At 54.2% G+C, this 20,514-nt stretch carries 15 protein-coding genes, 4 tRNA genes, 3 rRNA genes and 1 riboswitch; of the genes, 4 read left to right on the forward strand and 18 right to left on the reverse strand.

Features of this window, described 5'->3' with window-relative positions; genetic code table 11:
- Nucleotide 1: 1 nt before the first annotated feature.
- The gene (ilvX, locus tag ACMGGU_RS20690; RefSeq protein ID WP_166792073.1) at nt 2-52 is read right to left on the reverse strand and encodes a peptide IlvX; all 51 of its coding nucleotides are present in this window, start codon (nt 50-52) and stop codon (nt 2-4) included.
- An 85-nt stretch (nt 53-137) separates the two neighbouring features.
- The gene (ilvL, locus tag ACMGGU_RS20695) at nt 138-236 is read right to left on the reverse strand and encodes an ilv operon leader peptide (RefSeq protein ID WP_001311244.1); all 99 of its coding nucleotides are present in this window, start codon (nt 234-236) and stop codon (nt 138-140) included.
- Nucleotides 237-576: 340 nt separating this feature from the next.
- Between ilvL and ACMGGU_RS20700 the strand changes: the two genes are divergently transcribed.
- Nucleotides 577-2,097 carry a YifB family Mg chelatase-like AAA ATPase gene (locus tag ACMGGU_RS20700; RefSeq protein WP_262802648.1) on the forward strand — a complete coding sequence of 507 codons (1,521 nt, stop codon included), beginning with the start codon at nt 577-579 and terminating at the stop codon, nt 2,095-2,097.
- Nucleotides 2,098-2,127: 30 nt separating this feature from the next.
- Here the strand turns inward: ACMGGU_RS20700 and ACMGGU_RS20705 are convergent, their stop codons facing one another.
- On the reverse strand, nt 2,128-2,466 hold the full coding sequence (locus ACMGGU_RS20705; RefSeq protein ID WP_008501577.1) for a DUF413 domain-containing protein: 339 nt from the start codon (nt 2,464-2,466) through the stop codon (nt 2,128-2,130).
- A gap of 118 nt (nt 2,467-2,584) precedes the next feature.
- Between ACMGGU_RS20705 and hdfR the strand changes: the two genes are divergently transcribed.
- Nucleotides 2,585-3,406: an HTH-type transcriptional regulator HdfR gene (gene hdfR / locus ACMGGU_RS20710; protein ID WP_032675646.1), complete on the forward strand. Its 822-nt coding sequence runs from the start codon at nt 2,585-2,587 to the stop codon at nt 3,404-3,406.
- 99 nt (nt 3,407-3,505) lie between these two features.
- Here hdfR and ACMGGU_RS20715 read toward each other — a convergent pair.
- The 9 genes from ACMGGU_RS20715 to btuB all read right to left on the reverse strand — a co-directional run bounded on the left by ACMGGU_RS20715 (nt 3,506) and on the right by btuB (nt 11,863).
- Nucleotides 3,506-3,581 (reverse strand) — tRNA-Trp (locus ACMGGU_RS20715).
- Nucleotides 3,582-3,634: 53 nt separating this feature from the next.
- Nucleotides 3,635-3,711, reverse strand: a tRNA-Asp gene (locus ACMGGU_RS20720).
- 56 nt (nt 3,712-3,767) lie between these two features.
- Nucleotides 3,768-3,883, reverse strand: a 5S ribosomal RNA gene (gene rrf, locus ACMGGU_RS20725).
- Nucleotides 3,884-3,955: 72 nt separating this feature from the next.
- A 23S ribosomal RNA gene (locus ACMGGU_RS20730) occupies nt 3,956-6,860 on the reverse strand.
- Between the two features lie 170 nt (nt 6,861-7,030).
- A tRNA-Ala gene (locus ACMGGU_RS20735) sits at nt 7,031-7,106 on the reverse strand.
- Between the two features lie 43 nt (nt 7,107-7,149).
- Nucleotides 7,150-7,226, reverse strand: a tRNA-Ile gene (locus ACMGGU_RS20740).
- Nucleotides 7,227-7,296: 70 nt separating this feature from the next.
- Nucleotides 7,297-8,836: ribosomal RNA gene (locus tag ACMGGU_RS20745) — 16S ribosomal RNA — on the reverse strand.
- Together the 16S, 23S and 5S rRNA genes with 4 tRNA genes alongside form the textbook arrangement of a ribosomal RNA operon.
- 383 nt (nt 8,837-9,219) lie before the next feature.
- Nucleotides 9,220-10,071 (reverse strand): glutamate racemase, encoded by an 852-nt coding sequence (gene murI / locus ACMGGU_RS20750; protein ID WP_048028420.1) that lies wholly within the window; start codon nt 10,069-10,071, stop codon nt 9,220-9,222.
- Nucleotides 10,016-11,863, reverse strand: a complete 1,848-nt coding sequence (btuB, locus tag ACMGGU_RS20755; RefSeq protein WP_395299663.1) for a TonB-dependent vitamin B12 receptor BtuB — start codon at nt 11,861-11,863, stop codon at nt 10,016-10,018. Before btuB ends, murI begins: the two co-directional genes overlap by 56 nt.
- 65 nt (nt 11,864-11,928) lie before the next feature.
- Nucleotides 11,929-12,105, reverse strand: a riboswitch (cobalamin riboswitch).
- A 104-nt stretch (nt 12,106-12,209) separates the two neighbouring features.
- Between btuB and trmA the strand changes: the two genes are divergently transcribed.
- Entirely contained in the window at nt 12,210-13,310 is a 1,101-nt protein-coding gene (gene trmA, locus ACMGGU_RS20760; RefSeq protein ID WP_023333837.1) for a tRNA (uridine(54)-C5)-methyltransferase TrmA, read from the forward strand.
- A gap of 88 nt (nt 13,311-13,398) precedes the next feature.
- Here the strand turns inward: trmA and ACMGGU_RS20765 are convergent, their stop codons facing one another.
- Together ACMGGU_RS20765 and fabR are read right to left on the reverse strand one after the other, a co-directional pair.
- Entirely contained in the window at nt 13,399-13,758 is a 360-nt protein-coding gene (locus tag ACMGGU_RS20765) for a YijD family membrane protein (protein WP_008501783.1), read from the reverse strand.
- A 9-nt stretch (nt 13,759-13,767) separates the two neighbouring features.
- Nucleotides 13,768-14,406: an HTH-type transcriptional repressor FabR gene (fabR, locus tag ACMGGU_RS20770; protein ID WP_008501784.1), complete on the reverse strand. Its 639-nt coding sequence runs from the start codon at nt 14,404-14,406 to the stop codon at nt 13,768-13,770.
- 196 nt (nt 14,407-14,602) lie between these two features.
- Here fabR and sthA point away from each other — a divergent pair, with 196 nt between their 5' ends.
- Nucleotides 14,603-16,003, forward strand: coding sequence for a Si-specific NAD(P)(+) transhydrogenase (gene sthA, locus ACMGGU_RS20775; RefSeq protein WP_008501785.1), 1,401 nt, complete (start codon nt 14,603-14,605; stop codon nt 16,001-16,003).
- Here sthA and oxyR read toward each other — a convergent pair.
- The 4 genes from oxyR to argC all read right to left on the reverse strand — a co-directional run bounded on the left by oxyR (nt 15,977) and on the right by argC (nt 20,437).
- A complete protein-coding gene (gene oxyR, locus ACMGGU_RS20780; protein WP_044597477.1) occupies nt 15,977-16,903 on the reverse strand; it encodes a DNA-binding transcriptional regulator OxyR in 927 nt (308 codons plus the stop codon). The genes sthA and oxyR overlap by 27 nt on opposite strands.
- 295 nt (nt 16,904-17,198) lie before the next feature.
- On the reverse strand, nt 17,199-18,572 hold the full coding sequence (gene argH / locus ACMGGU_RS20785; protein ID WP_167215597.1) for an argininosuccinate lyase: 1,374 nt from the start codon (nt 18,570-18,572) through the stop codon (nt 17,199-17,201).
- 77 nt (nt 18,573-18,649) lie between these two features.
- Nucleotides 18,650-19,426, reverse strand: coding sequence for an acetylglutamate kinase (gene argB, locus ACMGGU_RS20790; RefSeq protein WP_086374972.1), 777 nt, complete (start codon nt 19,424-19,426; stop codon nt 18,650-18,652).
- Nucleotides 19,427-19,432: 6 nt separating this feature from the next.
- Nucleotides 19,433-20,437, reverse strand: a complete 1,005-nt coding sequence (gene argC / locus ACMGGU_RS20795) for an N-acetyl-gamma-glutamyl-phosphate reductase (protein ID WP_048028410.1) — start codon at nt 20,435-20,437, stop codon at nt 19,433-19,435.
- Between the last annotated feature and the right edge of the window lie 77 nt (nt 20,438-20,514).

Below are 20,514 nucleotides of genomic sequence, written 5' to 3' on the forward strand. Positions count from 1 at the left end.
GTTAGTTCCCCGTCATAAATCGGGAGAAACAGAATTTTGTGCTAGTCGTCATTCTCTGCTCCTCATCTGCGTTTTTTAGTCATAAAAAAACCCCGGACCTTTCGGTGCGGGGGTCTTAGTTCGTTAAGGCTTGATTTCTAAGCCTTTCCTCGTCCAAGTGCAGCCCCGCACGGTGGGATAATAATCACCACCACGCTAATCACGACCAGGCTAATCACTCGTAGAAGGGCTGTCATTTTCAGTTCTTTTTGCATCTTGTTCGAAGGAATACCTAAAGAGTTATCACAGTTTTCAAATTAAACACAAGATTTATTTATGACGGATTTGGTTAGCCCGCGAATCATATTTCTTAAAAGCGTTGTTTTATATACGGAAATTAGAAAATGAATATTTTTCATTTTTTTACTGTGGTGCTAACCGTCAAAACAGGATTTTTTCGTTCTGCGAGGAGCTTTCCACGATTATGAAATTGTTGCAATGCGCCATTAAAATACCTGAACATGCGGCGTAAATTCACGAAATTGCAGTAAACAAACATAACGAGCACTGGCATAGTCACACCAGGAGGTAGTGCAAATGTCACTGTCAGTTGTTTATACGCGTGCGGCCCTCGGGGTAAAGGCACCGCTTGTTTCCGTAGAGGTGCATTTGAGTAATGGACTGCCCGGACTCACGCTTGTCGGGTTACCTGAAACGACGGTTAAAGAAGCCAGGGATCGCGTCCGTAGCGCAATAATAAATAGCGGTTATACCTTCCCTGCGAAGAAGATCACCATCAACCTTGCTCCCGCCGACCTGCCTAAAGAAGGGGGACGATACGATTTACCTATCGCAATTGCCCTTCTCGCGGCTTCTGAGCAGCTTAATACGACAAGGCTAGGCTCGTATGAGTTCGTGGGTGAACTCGCGCTCACAGGCGCGCTGAGAGGCGTTCCCGGCGCGATATCGGGAGCGCTGGAGGCCATACGATCAGGCCGGCAAATCATTGTGGCCAATGAAAACGCATCAGAAGTGAGTCTTATCGCGGAAAAAGGATGCCTCATCGCGGGACATTTACAGGAAGTTTGTGCCTGGCTGGAAGGACGGCATGAACTGTCCGAACCGGAGGAGTGTGACGAGGTTATAGCCGACGTCCCGGAGGATCTCAGCGAGATTATGGGGCAGGAGCAAGGGAAGCGGGCGCTGGAGATTACGGCCGCAGGTGGACACAATCTTCTGTTGATTGGCCCGCCAGGTACGGGGAAAACGATGCTGGCGAGCAGGCTGAGTGGGTTACTTCCACCGCTCAATAACCATGAAGCGCTGGAAAGCGCTGCCATCTATAGCCTCATCAGTTCTGCATCGTTGCAAAAACAGTGGCGCCGTCGTCCTTTTCGTTCCCCGCATCATAGCGCTTCACTGACGGCGATGGTCGGCGGCGGGTCTATCCCCGGCCCGGGAGAGATCTCACTGGCGCACAATGGCATTCTGTTTCTCGATGAGCTGCCCGAGTTTGAGCGCCGCGTGCTGGATGCGCTGAGAGAACCTATTGAATCTGGCGAAATACATATCTCGCGCACTCGGGCCAAAATAAGCTATCCCGCGCAGTTTCAACTGGTCGCTGCGATGAATCCCAGCCCGACGGGCCACTACCAGGGCAACCATAACCGCTGTACGCCGGAGCAGACGCTGCGCTATCTGGGAAAGTTATCCGGTCCGTTCCTCGACCGTTTCGATTTATCTCTCGAAATCCCGCTTCCTCCTCCGGGCCTCCTCAGGCAGACGGGCATCACGGGTGAAAGCTCTGCGAAGGTACGCGAGCGGGTGATCGCCGCCCAGGCACGACAGTACACTCGCCAGAACAGGCTAAACGCGCGGCTGGATAATGCCGGGATCCGGCAGTTTTGTGCCCTTAACAGTGAGGATGCGGTATGGCTGGAGGAGACGTTGACGCGCTTTGGGCTATCTATACGTGCGTGGCAGCGTTTGCTAAAAGTGGCCAGAACCATTGCTGACGTGGAGGGATGTACTGACATTGAGAGGAAACACTTGCAGGAGGCGCTGAGCTATCGCGCTATCGATCGTTTGCTGCTGCATCTGCAGAAGTTGCTAGCATAAAAAAAGGGGCCGTAGCCCCTTCTTATCATCTTAGTCATCAGACTCGGTGTAGTCTTCTGCACCTTCCATCTGCGGCTTACCGCCAGACAGCGTATGGAAGCGCTTTGGACGCTTAATGCGTGCCATATACTTGATCCACACACGTTCCGCTTCAGACTGCGGCTCACGCTCACCACGGCAAACAGAAACAAACTGTTTTTCGTCTTCGGTTGCAGGTTCACGCTTACCCAGATCCAGCTCGTTAAAGGCATAACCATGGCGCTCAAGCAGTTGAGCTTCTTTGATGGTGAAATCGCCGTGACGAGAGAACCCGCGCGGATAATGTTTATTGTCGAAAAAACGATTAGTCGTCGTAAAGCTTTCCGCCATCCTACACGCTCCTAATTCTTTGGCCGAGCTATTTATGGCGCGGAGTATTAGTTACGCTTGACAGAGTGTAAAACAAAACATTTAAATCATAACGACAAATAATTTTGCGGAGAAAGATGTGGATACGGAATTGCTTAAAACTTTCCTTGAAGTGAGCAGAACACGCCACTTTGGGCGAGCAGCGGAAGCCCTTTACCTGACGCAGTCAGCAGTCAGTTTTCGTATTCGACAGCTGGAAAATCAACTGGGTGTGAATCTTTTTACCCGCCATCGCAACAATATTCGCCTCACGCCCGCCGGTGAAAAACTGCTGCCGTACGCAGAAACGCTGATGAATACCTGGCAGGCGGCACGCAAAGAGGTTGCACATACTTCGAGGCATAATGAGTTCTCGATAGGGGCCAGCGCTTCCCTGTGGGAATGTATGCTAAGTCAGTGGCTTACCCGGCTTTATCAATCTCATAGCCACCTGCAATTTGAAGCCAGGATTGCGCAACGGCAGTCGCTGGTTAAGCAACTTCATGAGCGTCAGCTTGATCTTCTGATCACAACCGAAGCCCCCAAGATGGACGAATTTAGCAGCCAGATCGTCGGTCAGTTTGGCCTGGCGCTGTATGCCTCTGAACCGTCGATGATGAAGGCAGACCTGACCTATTTGCGCCTCGAATGGGGGCCAGATTTTCAGCAGCATGAGACGGGATTGATTGCACCTGATGATGTTCCACAGTTAACGACCAGCTCTGCGGAGATCGCCTGTCAGCAACTGCCCTTGCTGAGAGGTTGTACCTGGTTACCTGTTCGCTGGGCAGACACTAAAGCGGGGCTGCATACGGTGTTGGATTCCACCACGCTTACCAGACCGCTGTATGCGATTTGGCTGCAAAACAGTGATAAGCAGTCACAGATAAAAGATCTGTTAAAAATCAATGTAATGGATTGATACATCAGCCAGCAGGAATGCTGGCTGAATAGTAAGAAGAGGCGTTTTTACAGGATTACGGGCAAAAAAAAATCCTTTGCCGAAGCAAAGGATTATATATGGCAGGGGCGGAGAGACTCGAACTCGCGACACCCGGTTTTGGAGACCGGTGCTCTACCAACTGAGCTACGCCCCTAAAGTTTTTTGCCATTAAGCCTGCCAGTAAGGCAGGCTTAATGTCTTAATAAGTGGCGGAACGGACGGGACTCGAACCCGCGACCCCCTGCGTGACAGGCAGGTATTCTAACCGACTGAACTACCGCTCCACCGAAGACTGCTTGTAACCACCGGATTAATGCACCGGCTTACTACTTAATTTGATGCCTGGCAGTTCCCTACTCTCACATGGGGAGACCCCACACTACCATCGGCGCTACGGCGTTTCACTTCTGAGTTCGGCATGGGGTCAGGTGGGACCACCGCGCTAAAGCCGCCAGGCAAATTCTGTTCATCTGTATCAAGGCTGAATTTTGATTGTTCGTCTCGTCGCCAAAACATCTTCGGCGTTGTAAGGTTAAGCCTCACGGTTCATTAGTATCGGTTAGCTCAACGCATCGCTGCGCTTACACACCCGACCTATCAACGTCGTCGTCTTCAACGTTCCTTCAGGAGACTTAAAGTCTCAGGGAGAACTCATCTCGGGGCAAGTTTCGTGCTTAGATGCTTTCAGCACTTATCTTTTCCGCATTTAGCTACCGGGCAGTGCCATTGGCATGACAACCCGAACACCAGTGATGCGTCCACTCCGGTCCTCTCGTACTAGGAGCAGCCCCCCTCAATTCTCCAGCGCCCACGGCAGATAGGGACCGAACTGTCTCACGACGTTCTAAACCCAGCTCGCGTACCACTTTAAATGGCGAACAGCCATACCCTTGGGACCTACTTCAGCCCCAGGATGTGATGAGCCGACATCGAGGTGCCAAACACCGCCGTCGATATGAACTCTTGGGCGGTATCAGCCTGTTATCCCCGGAGTACCTTTTATCCGTTGAGCGATGGCCCTTCCATTCAGAACCACCGGATCACTATGACCTGCTTTCGCACCTGCTCGAGCCGTCACTCTCGCAGTCAAGCTAGCTTATGCCATTGCACTAACCTCCTGATGTCCGACCAGGATTAGCTAACCTTCGTGCTCCTCCGTTACTCTTTGGGAGGAGACCGCCCCAGTCAAACTACCCACCAGACACTGTCCGCAACCCGGATTACGGGTCTACGTTAGAACACCAGCCATTAAAGGGTGGTATTTCAAGGACGGCTCCACGCAGACTGGCGTCCACGCTTCAAAGCCTCCCACCTATCCTACACATCAAGGACCAGTGTTCAGTGTCAAGCTATAGTAAAGGTTCACGGGGTCTTTCCGTCTTGCCGCGGGTACACTGCATCTTCACAGCGAGTTCAATTTCACTGAGTCTCGGGTGGAGACAGCCTGGCCATCATTACGCCATTCGTGCAGGTCGGAACTTACCCGACAAGGAATTTCGCTACCTTAGGACCGTTATAGTTACGGCCGCCGTTTACCGGGGCTTCGATCAAGAGCTTCGCGTTGCCGCTAACCCCATCAATTAACCTTCCGGCACCGGGCAGGCGTCACACCGTATACGTCCACTTTCGTGTTTGCACAGTGCTGTGTTTTTAATAAACAGTTGCAGCCAGCTGGTATCTTCGACTGATTTCAGCTCCACCCGCAGGGGCTTCACCTACATATCAGCGTGCCTTCTCCCGAAGTTACGGCACCATTTTGCCTAGTTCCTTCACCCGAGTTCTCTCAAGCGCCTTGGTATTCTCTACCTGACCACCTGTGTCGGTTTGGGGTACGATTTGATGTTACCTGATGCTTAGAGGCTTTTCCTGGAAGCAGGGCATTTGTTACTTCAGCACCGTAGTGCCTCGTCATCACACCTCAGCGTTAAAAGGTACCGGATTTACCTGGAACCTCCGCCTACATGCTTAAACCGGGACAACCGTCGCCCGGCTAACATAGCCTTCTCCGTCCCCCCTTCGCAGTAACACCAAGTACAGGAATATTAACCTGTTTCCCATCGACTACGCCTTTCGGCCTCGCCTTAGGGGTCGACTCACCCTGCCCCGATTAACGTTGGACAGGAACCCTTGGTCTTCCGGCGAGCGGGCTTTTCACCCGCTTTATCGTTACTTATGTCAGCATTCGCACTTCTGATACCTCCAGCATGCCTCACAGCACACCTTCAACGGCTTACAGAACGCTCCCCTACCCAACAACGCATAAGCGTCGCTGCCGCAGCTTCGGTGCATGGTTTAGCCCCGTTACATCTTCCGCGCAGGCCGACTCGACCAGTGAGCTATTACGCTTTCTTTAAATGATGGCTGCTTCTAAGCCAACATCCTGGCTGTCTGTGCCTTCCCACATCGTTTCCCACTTAACCATGACTTTGGGACCTTAGCTGGCGGTCTGGGTTGTTTCCCTCTTCACGACGGACGTTAGCACCCGCCGTGTGTCTCCCGTGATAACATTCTTCGGTATTCGTAGTTTGCATCGGGTTGGTAAGCCGGGATGGCCCCCTAGCCGAAACAGTGCTCTACCCCCGAAGATGAGTTCACGAGGCGCTACCTAAATAGCTTTCGGGGAGAACCAGCTATCTCCCGGTTTGATTGGCCTTTCACCCCCAGCCACAAGTCATCCGCTAATTTTTCAACATTAGTCGGTTCGGTCCTCCAGTTAGTGTTACCCAACCTTCAACCTGCCCATGGCTAGATCACCGGGTTTCGGGTCTATACCCTGCAACTTAACGCCCAGTTAAGACTCGGTTTCCCTTCGGCTCCCCTATACGGTTAACCTTGCTACAGAATATAAGTCGCTGACCCATTATACAAAAGGTACGCAGTCACACCACAAGGGTGCTCCCACTGCTTGTACGTACACGGTTTCAGGTTCTTTTTCACTCCCCTCGCCGGGGTTCTTTTCGCCTTTCCCTCACGGTACTGGTTCACTATCGGTCAGTCAGGAGTATTTAGCCTTGGAGGATGGTCCCCCCATATTCAGACAGGATACCACGTGTCCCGCCCTACTCTTCGAGTTCACAACCTGTGTGCTTTCGTGTACGGGACTGTCACCCTGTACCGTGCGACTTTCCAGACGCTTCCACTAACACACAAGCTGATTCAGACTCTGGGCTGCTCCCCGTTCGCTCGCCGCTACTGGGGGAATCTCGGTTGATTTCTTTTCCTCGGGGTACTTAGATGTTTCAGTTCCCCCGGTTCGCCTCGTTAACCTATGTATTCAGTTAACGATAGTGTGACGAATCACACTGGGTTTCCCCATTCGGACATCGCCGGGTCAAAGGTTCATATCACCTCGCCGGCGCTTTTCGCAGATTAGCACGTCCTTCATCGCCTCTGACTGCCAGGGCATCCACCGTGTACGCTTAGTCGCTTAACCTCACAACCCGAAGATGTTTCACTTCTGATTGCGAAAATTTGAGAGACTCGAACACACCTTAAAGATGTGTCGTTTCAATTTTCAGCTTGATCCAGATTTTTAAAGAGCAAAACTTCGCAGTGCACCTTTTCAGGTTCACTCTGAAGTTTTCTTGGGTTCGCAGTAAAAGATGGTGGAGCTATGCGGGATCGAACCGCAGACCTCCTGCGTGCAAAGCAGGCGCTCTCCCAGCTGAGCTATAGCCCCATCGTTTTGCAATCTCTGTACCGCTCATCCTTTAAAAGGAGTTTGGTAGGCCTGAGTGGACTTGAACCACCGACCTCACCCTTATCAGGGGTGCGCTCTAACCACCTGAGCTACAAGCCTGCAGAGATTTTTACTGCTGTTTTTTCATCAGACAATCTGTGTGAGCACTGCAAAGGCAGGTTCTTTAAGGTAAGGAGGTGATCCAACCGCAGGTTCCCCTACGGTTACCTTGTTACGACTTCACCCCAGTCATGAATCACAAAGTGGTAAGCGCCCTCCCGAAGGTTAAGCTACCTACTTCTTTTGCAACCCACTCCCATGGTGTGACGGGCGGTGTGTACAAGGCCCGGGAACGTATTCACCGTAGCATTCTGATCTACGATTACTAGCGATTCCGACTTCATGGAGTCGAGTTGCAGACTCCAATCCGGACTACGACGCACTTTATGAGGTCCGCTTGCTCTCGCGAGGTCGCTTCTCTTTGTATGCGCCATTGTAGCACGTGTGTAGCCCTACTCGTAAGGGCCATGATGACTTGACGTCATCCCCACCTTCCTCCAGTTTATCACTGGCAGTCTCCTTTGAGTTCCCGGCCTAACCGCTGGCAACAAAGGATAAGGGTTGCGCTCGTTGCGGGACTTAACCCAACATTTCACAACACGAGCTGACGACAGCCATGCAGCACCTGTCTCAGAGTTCCCGAAGGCACCAATCCATCTCTGGAAAGTTCTCTGGATGTCAAGAGTAGGTAAGGTTCTTCGCGTTGCATCGAATTAAACCACATGCTCCACCGCTTGTGCGGGCCCCCGTCAATTCATTTGAGTTTTAACCTTGCGGCCGTACTCCCCAGGCGGTCGACTTAACGCGTTAGCTCCGGAAGCCACGCCTCAAGGGCACAACCTCCAAGTCGACATCGTTTACGGCGTGGACTACCAGGGTATCTAATCCTGTTTGCTCCCCACGCTTTCGCACCTGAGCGTCAGTCTTTGTCCAGGGGGCCGCCTTCGCCACCGGTATTCCTCCAGATCTCTACGCATTTCACCGCTACACCTGGAATTCTACCCCCCTCTACAAGACTCTAGCCTGCCAGTTTCGAATGCAGTTCCCAGGTTGAGCCCGGGGATTTCACATCCGACTTGACAGACCGCCTGCGTGCGCTTTACGCCCAGTAATTCCGATTAACGCTTGCACCCTCCGTATTACCGCGGCTGCTGGCACGGAGTTAGCCGGTGCTTCTTCTGCGGGTAACGTCAATCGGTGAGGTTATTAACCTCACCGCCTTCCTCCCCGCTGAAAGTACTTTACAACCCGAAGGCCTTCTTCATACACGCGGCATGGCTGCATCAGGCTTGCGCCCATTGTGCAATATTCCCCACTGCTGCCTCCCGTAGGAGTCTGGACCGTGTCTCAGTTCCAGTGTGGCTGGTCATCCTCTCAGACCAGCTAGGGATCGTCGCCTAGGTGAGCCGTTACCCCACCTACTAGCTAATCCCATCTGGGCACATCTGATGGCAAGAGGCCCGAAGGTCCCCCTCTTTGGTCTTGCGACGTTATGCGGTATTAGCTACCGTTTCCAGTAGTTATCCCCCTCCATCAGGCAGTTTCCCAGACATTACTCACCCGTCCGCCGCTCGTCACCCAGGAGCAAGCTCCCTGTGTTACCGCTCGACTTGCATGTGTTAGGCCTGCCGCCAGCGTTCAATCTGAGCCATGATCAAACTCTTCAATTTAAGTTTGATGCTCGTGAATTAAACTTCGTAATGAATTACGTATGTTCACTCAGAGACTTGGTATTCATTTATTGTCCGAAGACATTAAGAATCCATGTCACTTTGAGTGCCCACACAGATTGTCTGATAAATTGTTAAAGAGCAGTTGCAACGCGGCGTTAAGCTCACCGTTGCGAGGTCCCGTATATTACGTTTTCCTCATTCAGAGTCAAGTGATTATTTTCGCTTTTCTCTGTTGGCGTTCATCTCTGAACCCCGCTAACCCGGCGGCCTGTAAGCCGTTGTTCCGTGTCAGTGGAGGCGCATTATAGGGAGTTCTCAGACGTTGACAACCCCTCTTTTAAAAAAAACTTTCAACCGTCTCTTTTTTGCTCAAAACCGTGCTATAGCGCCAGTTTTTCGAGCGTTTCAAAGCCATAACGGCGTAAAACGGGTAAAAGTTGTTCAGTTTCTTTTGTTAACGCCATACAAAACGCGATATTCGCATCGGTAGATTTCGCATCCGGGGCTTCATGCTCCAGCAACCATGCCGTACGACGGGCAATAGCCGCTCCGGAATCCACCAGGCGCGTCCCCTCCGGCAGTACCTCTAATAGCTCTTCCTGGAGTAGCGGGAAGTGGGTACAGCCCAGCACAACGGTATCCGGGGGTTCGGGCATCCTCAGCCACGGACGAAGAATACGACGCAGCTCGTCGAGTGATACCGACTTGCCATGCAGCTTCGCTTCCGCCATCTCCACCAGCTCAGCCGAACCGAGCATCGCAATCTGGCATTCATTAGCGAAACGGTCGATCAGCTCGCGGGTATAAGGACGCTTTACCGTGCCTCGCGTGGCCAGCAAGCCCACAATGCCGTTCGCTGTCAGACGCGCGGCAGGCTTTATTGCAGGAACGACGCCCACAACCGGGAACTGGAATTTTTCACGCAGGGCGGGAAGAGAAACGGTGCTCGCCGTGTTACACGCGATGACAGCCAGCGCAAGGGGATAGCGCTTTTGTACCGCAGTGACGATTTCCACCACGCGCTCGACAATAAAATCTTCGCTCTTTTCCCCGTACGGGAAAGCGACGTTATCGAAGGCGTAGATGTAATGGAGATCCGGCAGGAGATGCCGAATCTCATCATAGACCGAAAGCCCACCGACGCCGGAATCAAACACCAGCACGGTGGGACGCGGATTAGAAGGTGTAGCTGCCAGACAAGGTGTATTCCCGTCCTGCAGTTTGGTAGCCATAAACTGTCTCGTAATCTTTATCGAACAGGTTGGCTATTTTACCACGAACTGTAAGGTGTGAGGTGACAGGATACGAAACTGCGACATCCCACAGGCTTACACCGCCCATTTTTACTTTCTCAGACGGGTAAGTACCAAAGTCAGTGTCGTAACGCGTACCGAGATAGTGATAAGTCAGGCTCCAGTCGAAATCATAGATCTGCGTGTCGAGCTGATATTTCACCTGCTGCTTAGCACGACGGTCCAGAAGTTCGTTGGTTGCAGCATTGCGGGCATCCACGTAGTCGTAGCCAACGGTGTGCGTCAATGGCCCCGTGTCAAACGATGCTGTCGCTTCCACACCTTTAATGCGCGCTTTACCGACGTTGTAATATTGCTGGAGATTATTATCGAAGTCGATGAGATTATCAACGTCATTACGGTAGCCGGATACGCGCCAGCTCACGCCTGCCGTCAGGCCTTCAAACGCACCTTCCCACTGTTTGCTCTCTTCTGGATCAAGATGGTCATTGCCATAGAAACCATAGAGTTGACCCAGATTCGGTGCTTTATAGGCCGTACCATAAGAAGCAACGAAGCGGTAACCCTCCACGAACTCCCAGGCCGCACTGCTTTGCCAGGTGCCATGACGACCGAACTGAGAGTTGTCATCGCTGCGAACCGCCCCTTCCAGGGTGAAGTCACCAAACTGCTGCAGCCCGGTCAGGTAGACGCCGGTGTTACGCAGGTCGTAGCCGTTGGTCACGTAGTTTGTACCCGGCTCGGTGCTCTGCTTCTGCCAGTCAACGCCCGCGCCAATGTTCCCTTGGCCAACATCAACGGAGTTGAGCCACTGGACATTGTACTGCTTGATTTCATCCAGCGTGGCTGTCGAATCGTAGCGGCCTAAATTCGGGTCGTAGTTATAGTCCTTGCTGTGGCTATAGCTGGTGAGCAGCTGTGAATGGAAGATGTCATCATTGAAGCGCAATCCTGCATCCCAGGTCTGACTATAAAGCTGGCGGGTATCGACCAGTACGTCAGGGGTAAATGAGCTGTAGTAACCGTCGTAGGCAGTACGGTTGCTGTAGCCAAAGCCGCGAACAAAACCGCTCCACTGGTCTGAGAATGCGTGATCCAGTGCGCCGTAGAGCGTTTTATTCATAAAGCCGTCGCGATCGGTCTGGGCAAGGCCACCATTGTTGCCATCCGCAACCACATCAAACCCTTTGGTATAGGTGTAATCACCCGCAAGCGTGACGCGCGTGCTGTCGCCCAGTGTTTGCTGAGTACTGCCACCATAATTCTGGTAGCCGTGCGAGCCTACGCCAGCATTCAGCGTGGTACCGTCCGTCGCGCGAGTGGTAATAATGTTTACGACGCCGCCGATCGCGTCCGAGCCGTATACCGCCGAACGCGGTCCACGAACATATTCGATTCGCTGTACCAGGGAGATTGGGAACTGGCTGAGATCGGACGACCCCGTGACGCCCGCCTGGTTCAGGCGGATCCCGTCAACAAGGATCAGGACGTGGCTGGAGTTGGTGCCACGGATAAAGAGAGAAGAGAGTTGCCCCATCCCGCCATTTTGCGCCGTATCCACGCCGGGCAGGCGACGCATAACATCCAGGAGCGAGGTTGACTGCCAACGATCAATATCGGCACGCGTAACAACCGTGTTTGCAGCCAGAATAGTTTTTTCAGGTTGTTCAAAACGATTTGCCGTCACCACCAACGAGTCTGCGCTATCCTGCGCCCAGCCCGAAAATGCCGTGACGGACAACGCCGTCAACAGCGATACTTTTTTAATCATTATTAAAGCATCCACAATATAAGAAGGATGCCGCAGGCCTCATCGATAGCACGCGATGATGAAACCAAATGCGACGTGATCCCGGCAGGTCTTCGGGCTAGGTGGCTATATAAGGATGAAGACTTCCCATTTTCACAGTGTCTACAACGCTCATCCCGCCAGTCTTTACCGCTGCGCGTCAGCTCCAGATTTACACTGGATTCCCTTTTCACTCTCAGGAGACCGGAAACAGAATGCTACAATTAGACACGTATGGATGTCCAGACAGCTATTGGCCATTAAATCTGGACATCCCCTGAACAATCCCTACAATCGCCGCGTAATTCTTTATCACTCAGGACGCATCATGACCCCAGAACACCTCCCGACAGAACAGTACGACGCGCAGCTGGCAGAGAAAGTTGTCCGCCTGCAAAGTATGATGACGCCTTTCAACGCGCCCGTTCCCGAGGTGTTCCGCTCTCCTGTCAGCCACTACCGCATGCGTGCCGAGTTTCGCATCTGGCATGACGGTGACGACCTGTACCACATCATTTTCGATCAGCAGACGAAGTCCCGTATCCGCGTGGACAGCTTCCCGGCAGCGAGTGAGCTCATTAACCAATTAATGACGCTGATAATGGACGGCGTGCGTAACAACCCGGTACTGCGTAACAAGCTTTTCCAGATTGACTACCTGACCACGCAAAGCAATCAGGCGATTGTCTCCCTGCTGTACCACAAAGCCCTGAACGACGAGTGGCGCGAGCAGGCGGAAGCGCTGCGCGATGCGCTGCGTGCGCAGAACATCAACGTTCACCTGATTGGCCGCGCGACAAAAACCAAAATCATGCTGGATCAGGACTACATCGACGAGCGTCTGCCGGTGGCGGGTAAAGAGATGGTGTATCGTCAGGTCGAGAACAGCTTCACCCAGCCGAACGCTGCAATGAACGTGCAGATGCTGGAGTGGGCGCTGAAGGCGACGGAAGGATCAACGGGCGATCTGCTTGAGCTCTACTGCGGTAACGGCAACTTCTCGCTGGCGCTGGCGCGTAACTTCGATCGCGTCCTGGCAACGGAAATCGCCAAACCGTCGGTTGCCGCCGCGCAGTACAACATTGCCGCCAACCATATCGACAACGTGCAGATCATTCGTATGGCCGCAGAAGAGTTCACGCAGGCGATGAACGGCGTTCGCCAGTTTAACCGTCTGGAAGGCATCGATCTGAAGAGCTACCAGTGTGAGACAATTTTTGTCGACCCGCCGCGCAGTGGCCTGGACAGCGAAACCGAGAAGATGGTGCAGGCGTACCCGCGTATTTTGTACATCTCCTGTAATCCGGAGACGCTGTGCAAGAACCTGGAAACGTTAGGCCAGACGCACAAGGTTGAACGTCTGGCGCTGTTCGATCAGTTCCCGTATACGCACCATATGGAGTGCGGTGTACTGCTCACGGCGAAGTAATGTGGCCTTGTAGGGCAGGTAAGCGAAGCGCCACCTGCCAAAAAGCCGGATGGCGCTTCGCTTATCCGGCCTACAATGACAAAAACCTTTATTCCGGTAACTGGCTTTTACGGCTACGCATGCGCGAGCCAATCCAGAACACCAGCGCCACAGACAGTACCGCAGGGAAGAAGTTAGAGCCGATATCCGGATACTCCGCGCGCACCACCGTGCTGTACAACAATACGCCCAGAATAAAGCAGGCGGCGGCCAGCCCCGGTAACCCCACCGGCATGGTGCGGTTCAGGTAGCGTTGATGCAGGCAGTACACCGTCAGCACCAGCGCAATCAGCGGGAAAATCGAAAACGGCACGATGGAGCTAAAAATAGCGGCGAACGTACCATTAATGGATAAGCCAGCGATCAATGCCAGCAACAGCGTCCCTTTATCCTGACCTGACTGTTTCATTACTCACCTTCACTCTTCGGTTTGATGTGCCAGTTTCTCTTGTTCACGGCGATACCAGTAGTACGCGCCTTTGGAGATCATCCTGAGCTGCAATACCAGTCGCTCTTCAAGCTGCTTGCGTTGTTCAATGCTGACATCCAGCGCTTCGGCACCTGCGCTGAAAACAATCGTCACCATCGCCTCGGCCTGTGCTTCGGTAAACGCACGCGGCATATGGTTTTCGAGTTCAAGATAGTCGGCAAGTTCCGCGATGAAGTGCTGAATTTCGCGCGCGACGGCGGCACGAAACGCCGCCGACGTGCCCGAACGCTCGCGCAGAAGCAGACGAAACGCGTTGGGGTTATTGCCGATAAATTCCATAAAGGTCGACACGGAGGTACGGATCACGCTGCCCCCTTTGGCGATACGCTGACGCGCCTGGCGCATCAGCTGGCGCAGCATCAAACCGCTCTCGTCGACCATGGTCAGGCCCAGTTCATCCACATCACGGAAGTGACGATAGAAGGACGTTGGCGCAATCCCGGCCTCACGTGCGACTTCGCGCAGGCTCAAACTGGCAAAACTTCGCTCAGCACTCAGTTGACTGAATGCGGCTTCCACCAGCGAACGCCGGGTTTTCTCTTTTTGTTGTGCTCTTACGCCCATCACGATAGTTGAATCCTTCCAAAGGCCTGATGGCACTATACCAGAGAATAAAATTAATCTGTTTGCCTGGCTTTGTGAATGATTGTTTACGTGCGGTTTGTGCTCCACTGCCGGAAAAAAGCACAACGATAATTGGGTTACTCTGGCAATGATGTTATGATTCTGTTGCTTTTATGTATAAGAACAGGTAAGCCTTGCCATGCCACATTCCTACGATTACGACGCAATAGTTATTGGTTCCGGCCCCGGCGGCGAAGGCGCTGCTATGGGTCTGGTGAAACAGGGAGCCAGAGTAGCGGTCATTGAGCGCTATCATAATGTCGGCGGCGGTTGCACCCACTGGGGCACCATCCCTTCGAAAGCCCTCCGCCACGCCGTTAGCCGCATTATCGAATTTAACCAGAATCCTCTTTACAGCGACCACTCCCGACTTCTTCGTTCCTCCTTTGCCGACATCCTGAACCACGCGGATACCGTCATTAACCAGCAGACGCGCATGCGTCAGGGGTTTTATGAGCGTAACCACTGTGAAATTTTGCAGGGCAACGCGCATTTTGTGGATGAACACACCCTGGCACTCGAATGCCATGACGGGTCGGTTGAAACCATCACCGCTGAAAAATTTGTGATTGCCTGCGGTTCACGCCCATACCATCCGGCCGACGTGGACTTCTCGCACCCGCGCGTCTACGACAGCGACTCGATTCTGAGCCTGCATCATGAACCCCGCCACGTCATTATCTATGGCGCAGGGGTCATTGGTTGCGAATATGCGTCGATCTTCCGCGGAATGGACGTCAAAGTTGACCTGATCAACACTCGCGACCGCCTGCTGGCCTTCCTCGATCAGGAGATGTCGGACTCCCTCTCCTACCACTTCTGGAACAGCGGCGTGGTCATTCGCCACAACGAAGAGTACGAGAAGATCGAAGGCTGCGACGACGGGGTGATCATGCACCTCAAGTCCGGCAAGAAGCTGAAAGCGGACTGCCTCCTGTACGCCAACGGCCGTACCGGCAACACCGATTCCCTGCAGCTGGAAAATATCGGGCTTGAAACCGACAGCCGCGGTCAGTTGAAGGTCAACAGCATGTATCAGACCGCCCTGCCGCACGTTTACGCGGTCGGCGACGTCATTGGCTATCCAAGCCTGGCCTCAGCCGCTTACGACCAGGGACGCATTGCGGCTCAGGCGCTGGTGAAAGGCGAAGCGACGGCGCATCTGATTGAAGATATCCCGACGGGCATCTACACCATCCCGGAAATCAGTTCCGTAGGGAAAACCGAGCAGCAGCTGACGTCAATGAAGGTGCCTTACGAGGTGGGTCGTGCGCAGTTTAAGCATCTGGCGCGGGCGCAAATCGTGGGGATGAGCGTGGGTACGCTGAAAATTCTGTTCCATCGCGAGACGAAAGAGATCCTCGGGATTCACTGCTTTGGTGAACGCGCCGCGGAAATCATTCATATCGGTCAGGCGATCATGGAGCAGAAAGGTGGTGGTAACACCATTGAGTACTTCGTTAACACCACCTTTAACTACCCGACCATGGCGGAAGCCTATCGGGTCGCGGCACTAAACGGCCTGAACCGCCTGTTTTAACGCGCTGTCAAAATGGCCATCCATCGCACCACGGATGGCCTCTGCCAGCTGCTCATAGCGGCTGCGCAGCGGTGACCCAGGGCGATAGACCAGGCCAATCGTACGACGCGGCTCTGGTTTAATGCACGGCAAGTAGACCACGCCATCACGTTTACGCTCGTGCGGTACCGCCAGCGCAGGCAGCAGCGTAATACCGCTTCCCGCCGCGACCATATTACGCAGCGTTTCCAGGCTGGTTGCGCGGAAATGGGTATCCTCATCCGCACCCGCTTCGAAGCAGAAGCCCATCGCCTGGTCGCGCAGGCAGTGGCCATCTTCCAGCATCAGCAGCTTTTCACCCGCCAGATCGGCCATCGGCACGCGATCGCGGTTCGCCCACGGGTGATCTTCATAGATCGCCAGCATCATTGGCTCATCGAACAGCGGCACTTCAATAAAGGCTTCACTCTCTTTTACCAGTGCCAGAATGGCGCAGTCGAGCTTGCCGCTGTCCAGCTGTGCCAGCAGCTGATGGGTTTGCGCTTCGTGCAGGTACATTTCGAGTTTCGGGAACGTCTGGTGCAGCATCGGAATGATGTGCGGTAACAGGTACGGGCCAACGGTTGGGATCAGGCCAATATGCAGCGGGCCGGACATGGCCTCCCCCTGCTGGCTTGCCATTTCCTTGAGCACTTTGACCTCGCGCAGCACGGTGCGCGCCTGATCCACCAGCAGAAGACCTGCCTGTGTGAACAGAACCTTACGACTGGTGCGCTCCAGCAGCATCACACCCAGCTCGTCTTCCAGCTTGCGGATCTGGCCGCTCAGCGTGGGCTGGCTGACGTGGCAGGAATCTGCCGCGCGGCGAAAGTGACGATGCTCGGCTAACGCTACCAGGTATTCAAGATCACGAATATTCATTATTCATCCTCCGTCGCCACGATAGTTCATGGCGATAGATAGCATAGCAACGAACGATTATCCCTATCAAGCATTCTGTTGAATAATACACCACATAGACGAGGCGGCACGTGTTTGACCCTTGACGTCCCCGCACCGTCAGCGAGTTTCTCTCAAAACTCGAACAACTAAAGCCAACGTGAACTTTTGCGGACCCCGTGGTCCGCTTTTTTTTTGCGTAAAAAAGCCCAACTCAGGGTTGGGCTGGGGTTTTGTAGGTCGGGTAAGGCGAAGCCGCCACCCGACGTTTCAGGCATCAAATCAGGCGGTTTTTCGCATCCGCAATCGCCTGCGCCACCTGCTTAGGCGACACGCCGCCTTTCGCCGCACGCTTATCCAGGCAGGACTGCAGCGCCAGTATTGGATACACATCATCCCCGATAACCGCGCTGAATTTCTGTAGATCGGCCAGCGCCAGATCTTCCAGCGGTTTACCCTGACGAATGGCTTCCACCACCGCTTCACCGACAATATGGTGCGCTTCACGGAACGGTACGCCCTTCGCCACCAGGTAATCCGCCAGCTCGGTCGCGTTCGCATAGCCCTGCTGCGCCGCTTCCTGACAGCGCGGACGCTTCACCTGAATGCCATCCAGCACCAGCGCGCCCATATGCAGACAGTCCAGCCAGGTGTCGAGCGCGTCGAACAGACCTTCTTTGTCTTCCTGCATATCTTTGTTGTACGCCAGCGGCAGCCCTTTCAGGGTCATCATCATGCCGGTCAGCGCGCCCTGCACGCGGCCACATTTCCCGCGGATCAGCTCCAGCGCGTCCGGGTTTTTCTTCTGCGGCATCAGGGATGAACCTGAGGTCACGCGGTCGGACAGCTCAACAAAGCCCGCTTCGCCAGAGTTAAAGAAGATCAGGTCTTCGGCAAAGCGCGACAGGTGCACCATACCGATAGACGCGTTAGAGAGCAGTTCCAGCACGTGGTCACGATCGGAGACACTATCCAGGCTGTTGCGGGTAGCAGAGGCAAAGCCCAGCCAGCCTGCCAGCTGTTCACGGTCGATTTCGTATGCGGTACCCGCCAGCGCGCCGCTGCCCAGCGGGCTGACGTCCAGACGCTTCAGGGTATCCTGCAGACGGCTTTCGTCACGCGCCAGCATCTCTACATAGGCCAGACACCAGTGCGCAAAGGTCACCGGCTGCGCGCGCTGCAGGTGGGTATAGCCCGGCATCACCGCGTCCTGATTATTCTGTGCGGTCTCCACCAGCGCGGTCTGCAGCTGACGGTTAGCCGCCAGCAGTTCGCCAACGGTATCCTTACACCACAGCTTCAGATCGGTGGCGACCTGGTCGTTACGGCTCCGGCCGGTATGCAGCTTTTTACCCAGTTGGCCGACCTTGTCGATCAGTTTACCTTCCACCCAGCTGTGAATATCTTCGGCATCGCTCTGCAGAATTTGCTGCGGATCCAGACGCACTTCTTCCAGCAGATTGTTCAGCGCCTCTTCCAGCTGCAGCTGTTCCTCTGGGGTCAGCACGCCCACCGTCACCAGCGCTTTGGACCAGGCCACAGAGCCGACAATATCCTGTTCGGCCAGGCGGTAGTCGAAGCGCAAAGAGTCGTTGAACTGTTTGAACCGCTGATCCGCTGCCTGTGTAAAACGCCCACCCCAAAGTGCCATAACATGCTTCCTTAATATCTTTGAATTTCATTGCCCGGTGGCGCTGCGCTTACCGGGCCTACAAAACATTAAATCGATTACGCTAAAATACGCGTGCCAATCGGCGTGCCGTTAAACAGCGCCGGGAGCTGCTCCGCGTGACGCCAGGAGGCGATATCTACCGGGCGACCCAGCGTGCGTGCCGCATCCAGCGCGGCGTTCACTTTGACGATCATGCCGTCGGTGATGATGCCCTGCGCAATCAGCTGCTCGGCTTTCTCTGCCGTCATTTCTGCGATGCGCTGGCCTTTTCCGTCCAGAATGCCGCTCACGTCGGAGAGCAGGATCAGGTCCGCACCCAGCGTTGCCGCCAGTGCGGTTGCCGCCTGGTCAGCGTTAACGTTCATCAGCTCACCCTCTTCGGTCACGCCGATAGAGCTCACCACCGGCAGGAAACCGCCTTCCAGCAGCGTGTTAATCAGCTTAGGCGAACCCGGCTGCGCCAGTCCAACATGACCGAGCGCTTCGTCGAGCTGGGTCACTTTTACGCTGTCGCCATCGCCCAGATAGAGGCCAACGGAGGCAATATGGTGTTTCTTCGCCCAGGACAGCAGGGTTTTGTTCGCCGTACCCGCCAGCGCACCGGTGATAATGTCAATCTGATCCGCAGGCGTCACGCGCAGGCCGTTTTTCTTGATCACCGGCAGGTTGAGCCCTTTCATCAGCTCATCCACCACGCAGCCGCCGCCGTGCACAATCACCAGTGGACGTTGGTGTGATTCGCGATAGTTCACCAGCGCGGTAAACAGACGCTCCAGCGCTTCTTCGCTGTCCAGCAGTACACCACCGAGTTTGATAATTAATGGGTTCATCATCACACCTTAAATAAGAGCCTGCGTTTCAGGGAAACCGAAACGAATATTTGCACACTGCATTGCCTGTGCGGCAGCGCCTTTCAGTAAGTTATCTTCTGCGGCCACCACGATGAGATGCTCACCCTGAACGGCAAAGCCGATATCGCAGAACGGCAGACCGACCACGTTTTTCAGCGCCGGCACGCCTTTGTCGTACAGACGTACCAGCGGTTTGTCCGCATACGCCTGCGTGAAGACCTCGCTCACCTGCTCTTTGGTCACGCCAGGCTTCAGGCGGCAGGTAATGGTTTCGAGGATCCCACGCGGGAAGCTGCCCAGGTGCGGGGTGAAAATGACGTCCGCGCCCAGATGCGTCGTGATTTCAGGGTGATGACGGTGATTAAACACGCCATACGGCTGAAGGCTCACTTCGCAGAAGCTGTTAGAGATCGCCGCCTTGCGTCCTGCACCGCTCACGCCGCTGGTGGCGTTGATCACCGGCCACTGGTTCAGATCCAGCAGACCCGCGTCGATCAGCGGCTTCAGGGCAAGCTGCGCCGCCGTCGGGTAGCAGCCAGGAACGGCAATCAGATCCGCTTCTTTCAGTTTATCTGCGCTCCACTCCGCCAGGCCGTACACCGCTTTTTCAAGCAGATCCGGATGCTGATGGGTGAAACCGTAATATTTTTCGTAGAACGCGCCGTCGTTAACGCGGAACGCGCCGGAGAGGTCGAAGACCACGCAGCCAGCCGCCAGGAACTGCGGCGCCAGGTCGTGGCTGACCTCGTGTGCGGTGGCTAAAAACACCACGTCGACGCCGTCAGTAAACTCGCTGATGTCAGACATGGGCTGCAGCGGCAGATCGACCAGGCCCTTAAGCTGCGGATGCAAATCGGAAATTAACTTTCCTGCATCATTGCTTTGCGCTGACACGGTCAAAGCGGTTATGGTCATATGTGGATGGCGATTCACGTAGCTTACAAGCTCTGCGCCCGCATAACCGCTAGCGCCTACAATCAGCGTATTCAACATCGGGTTCCTTTATGCTCAACGTTAATGTATTTTTATTCACATTTATTGCATGAATATTGATACTATCACGACCTAAG

The organism is Enterobacter sp. BNK-8 (genome assembly GCF_048685095.1).
Classification (GTDB): Bacteria; Pseudomonadota; Gammaproteobacteria; order Enterobacterales; family Enterobacteriaceae; genus Enterobacter; species Enterobacter quasiroggenkampii.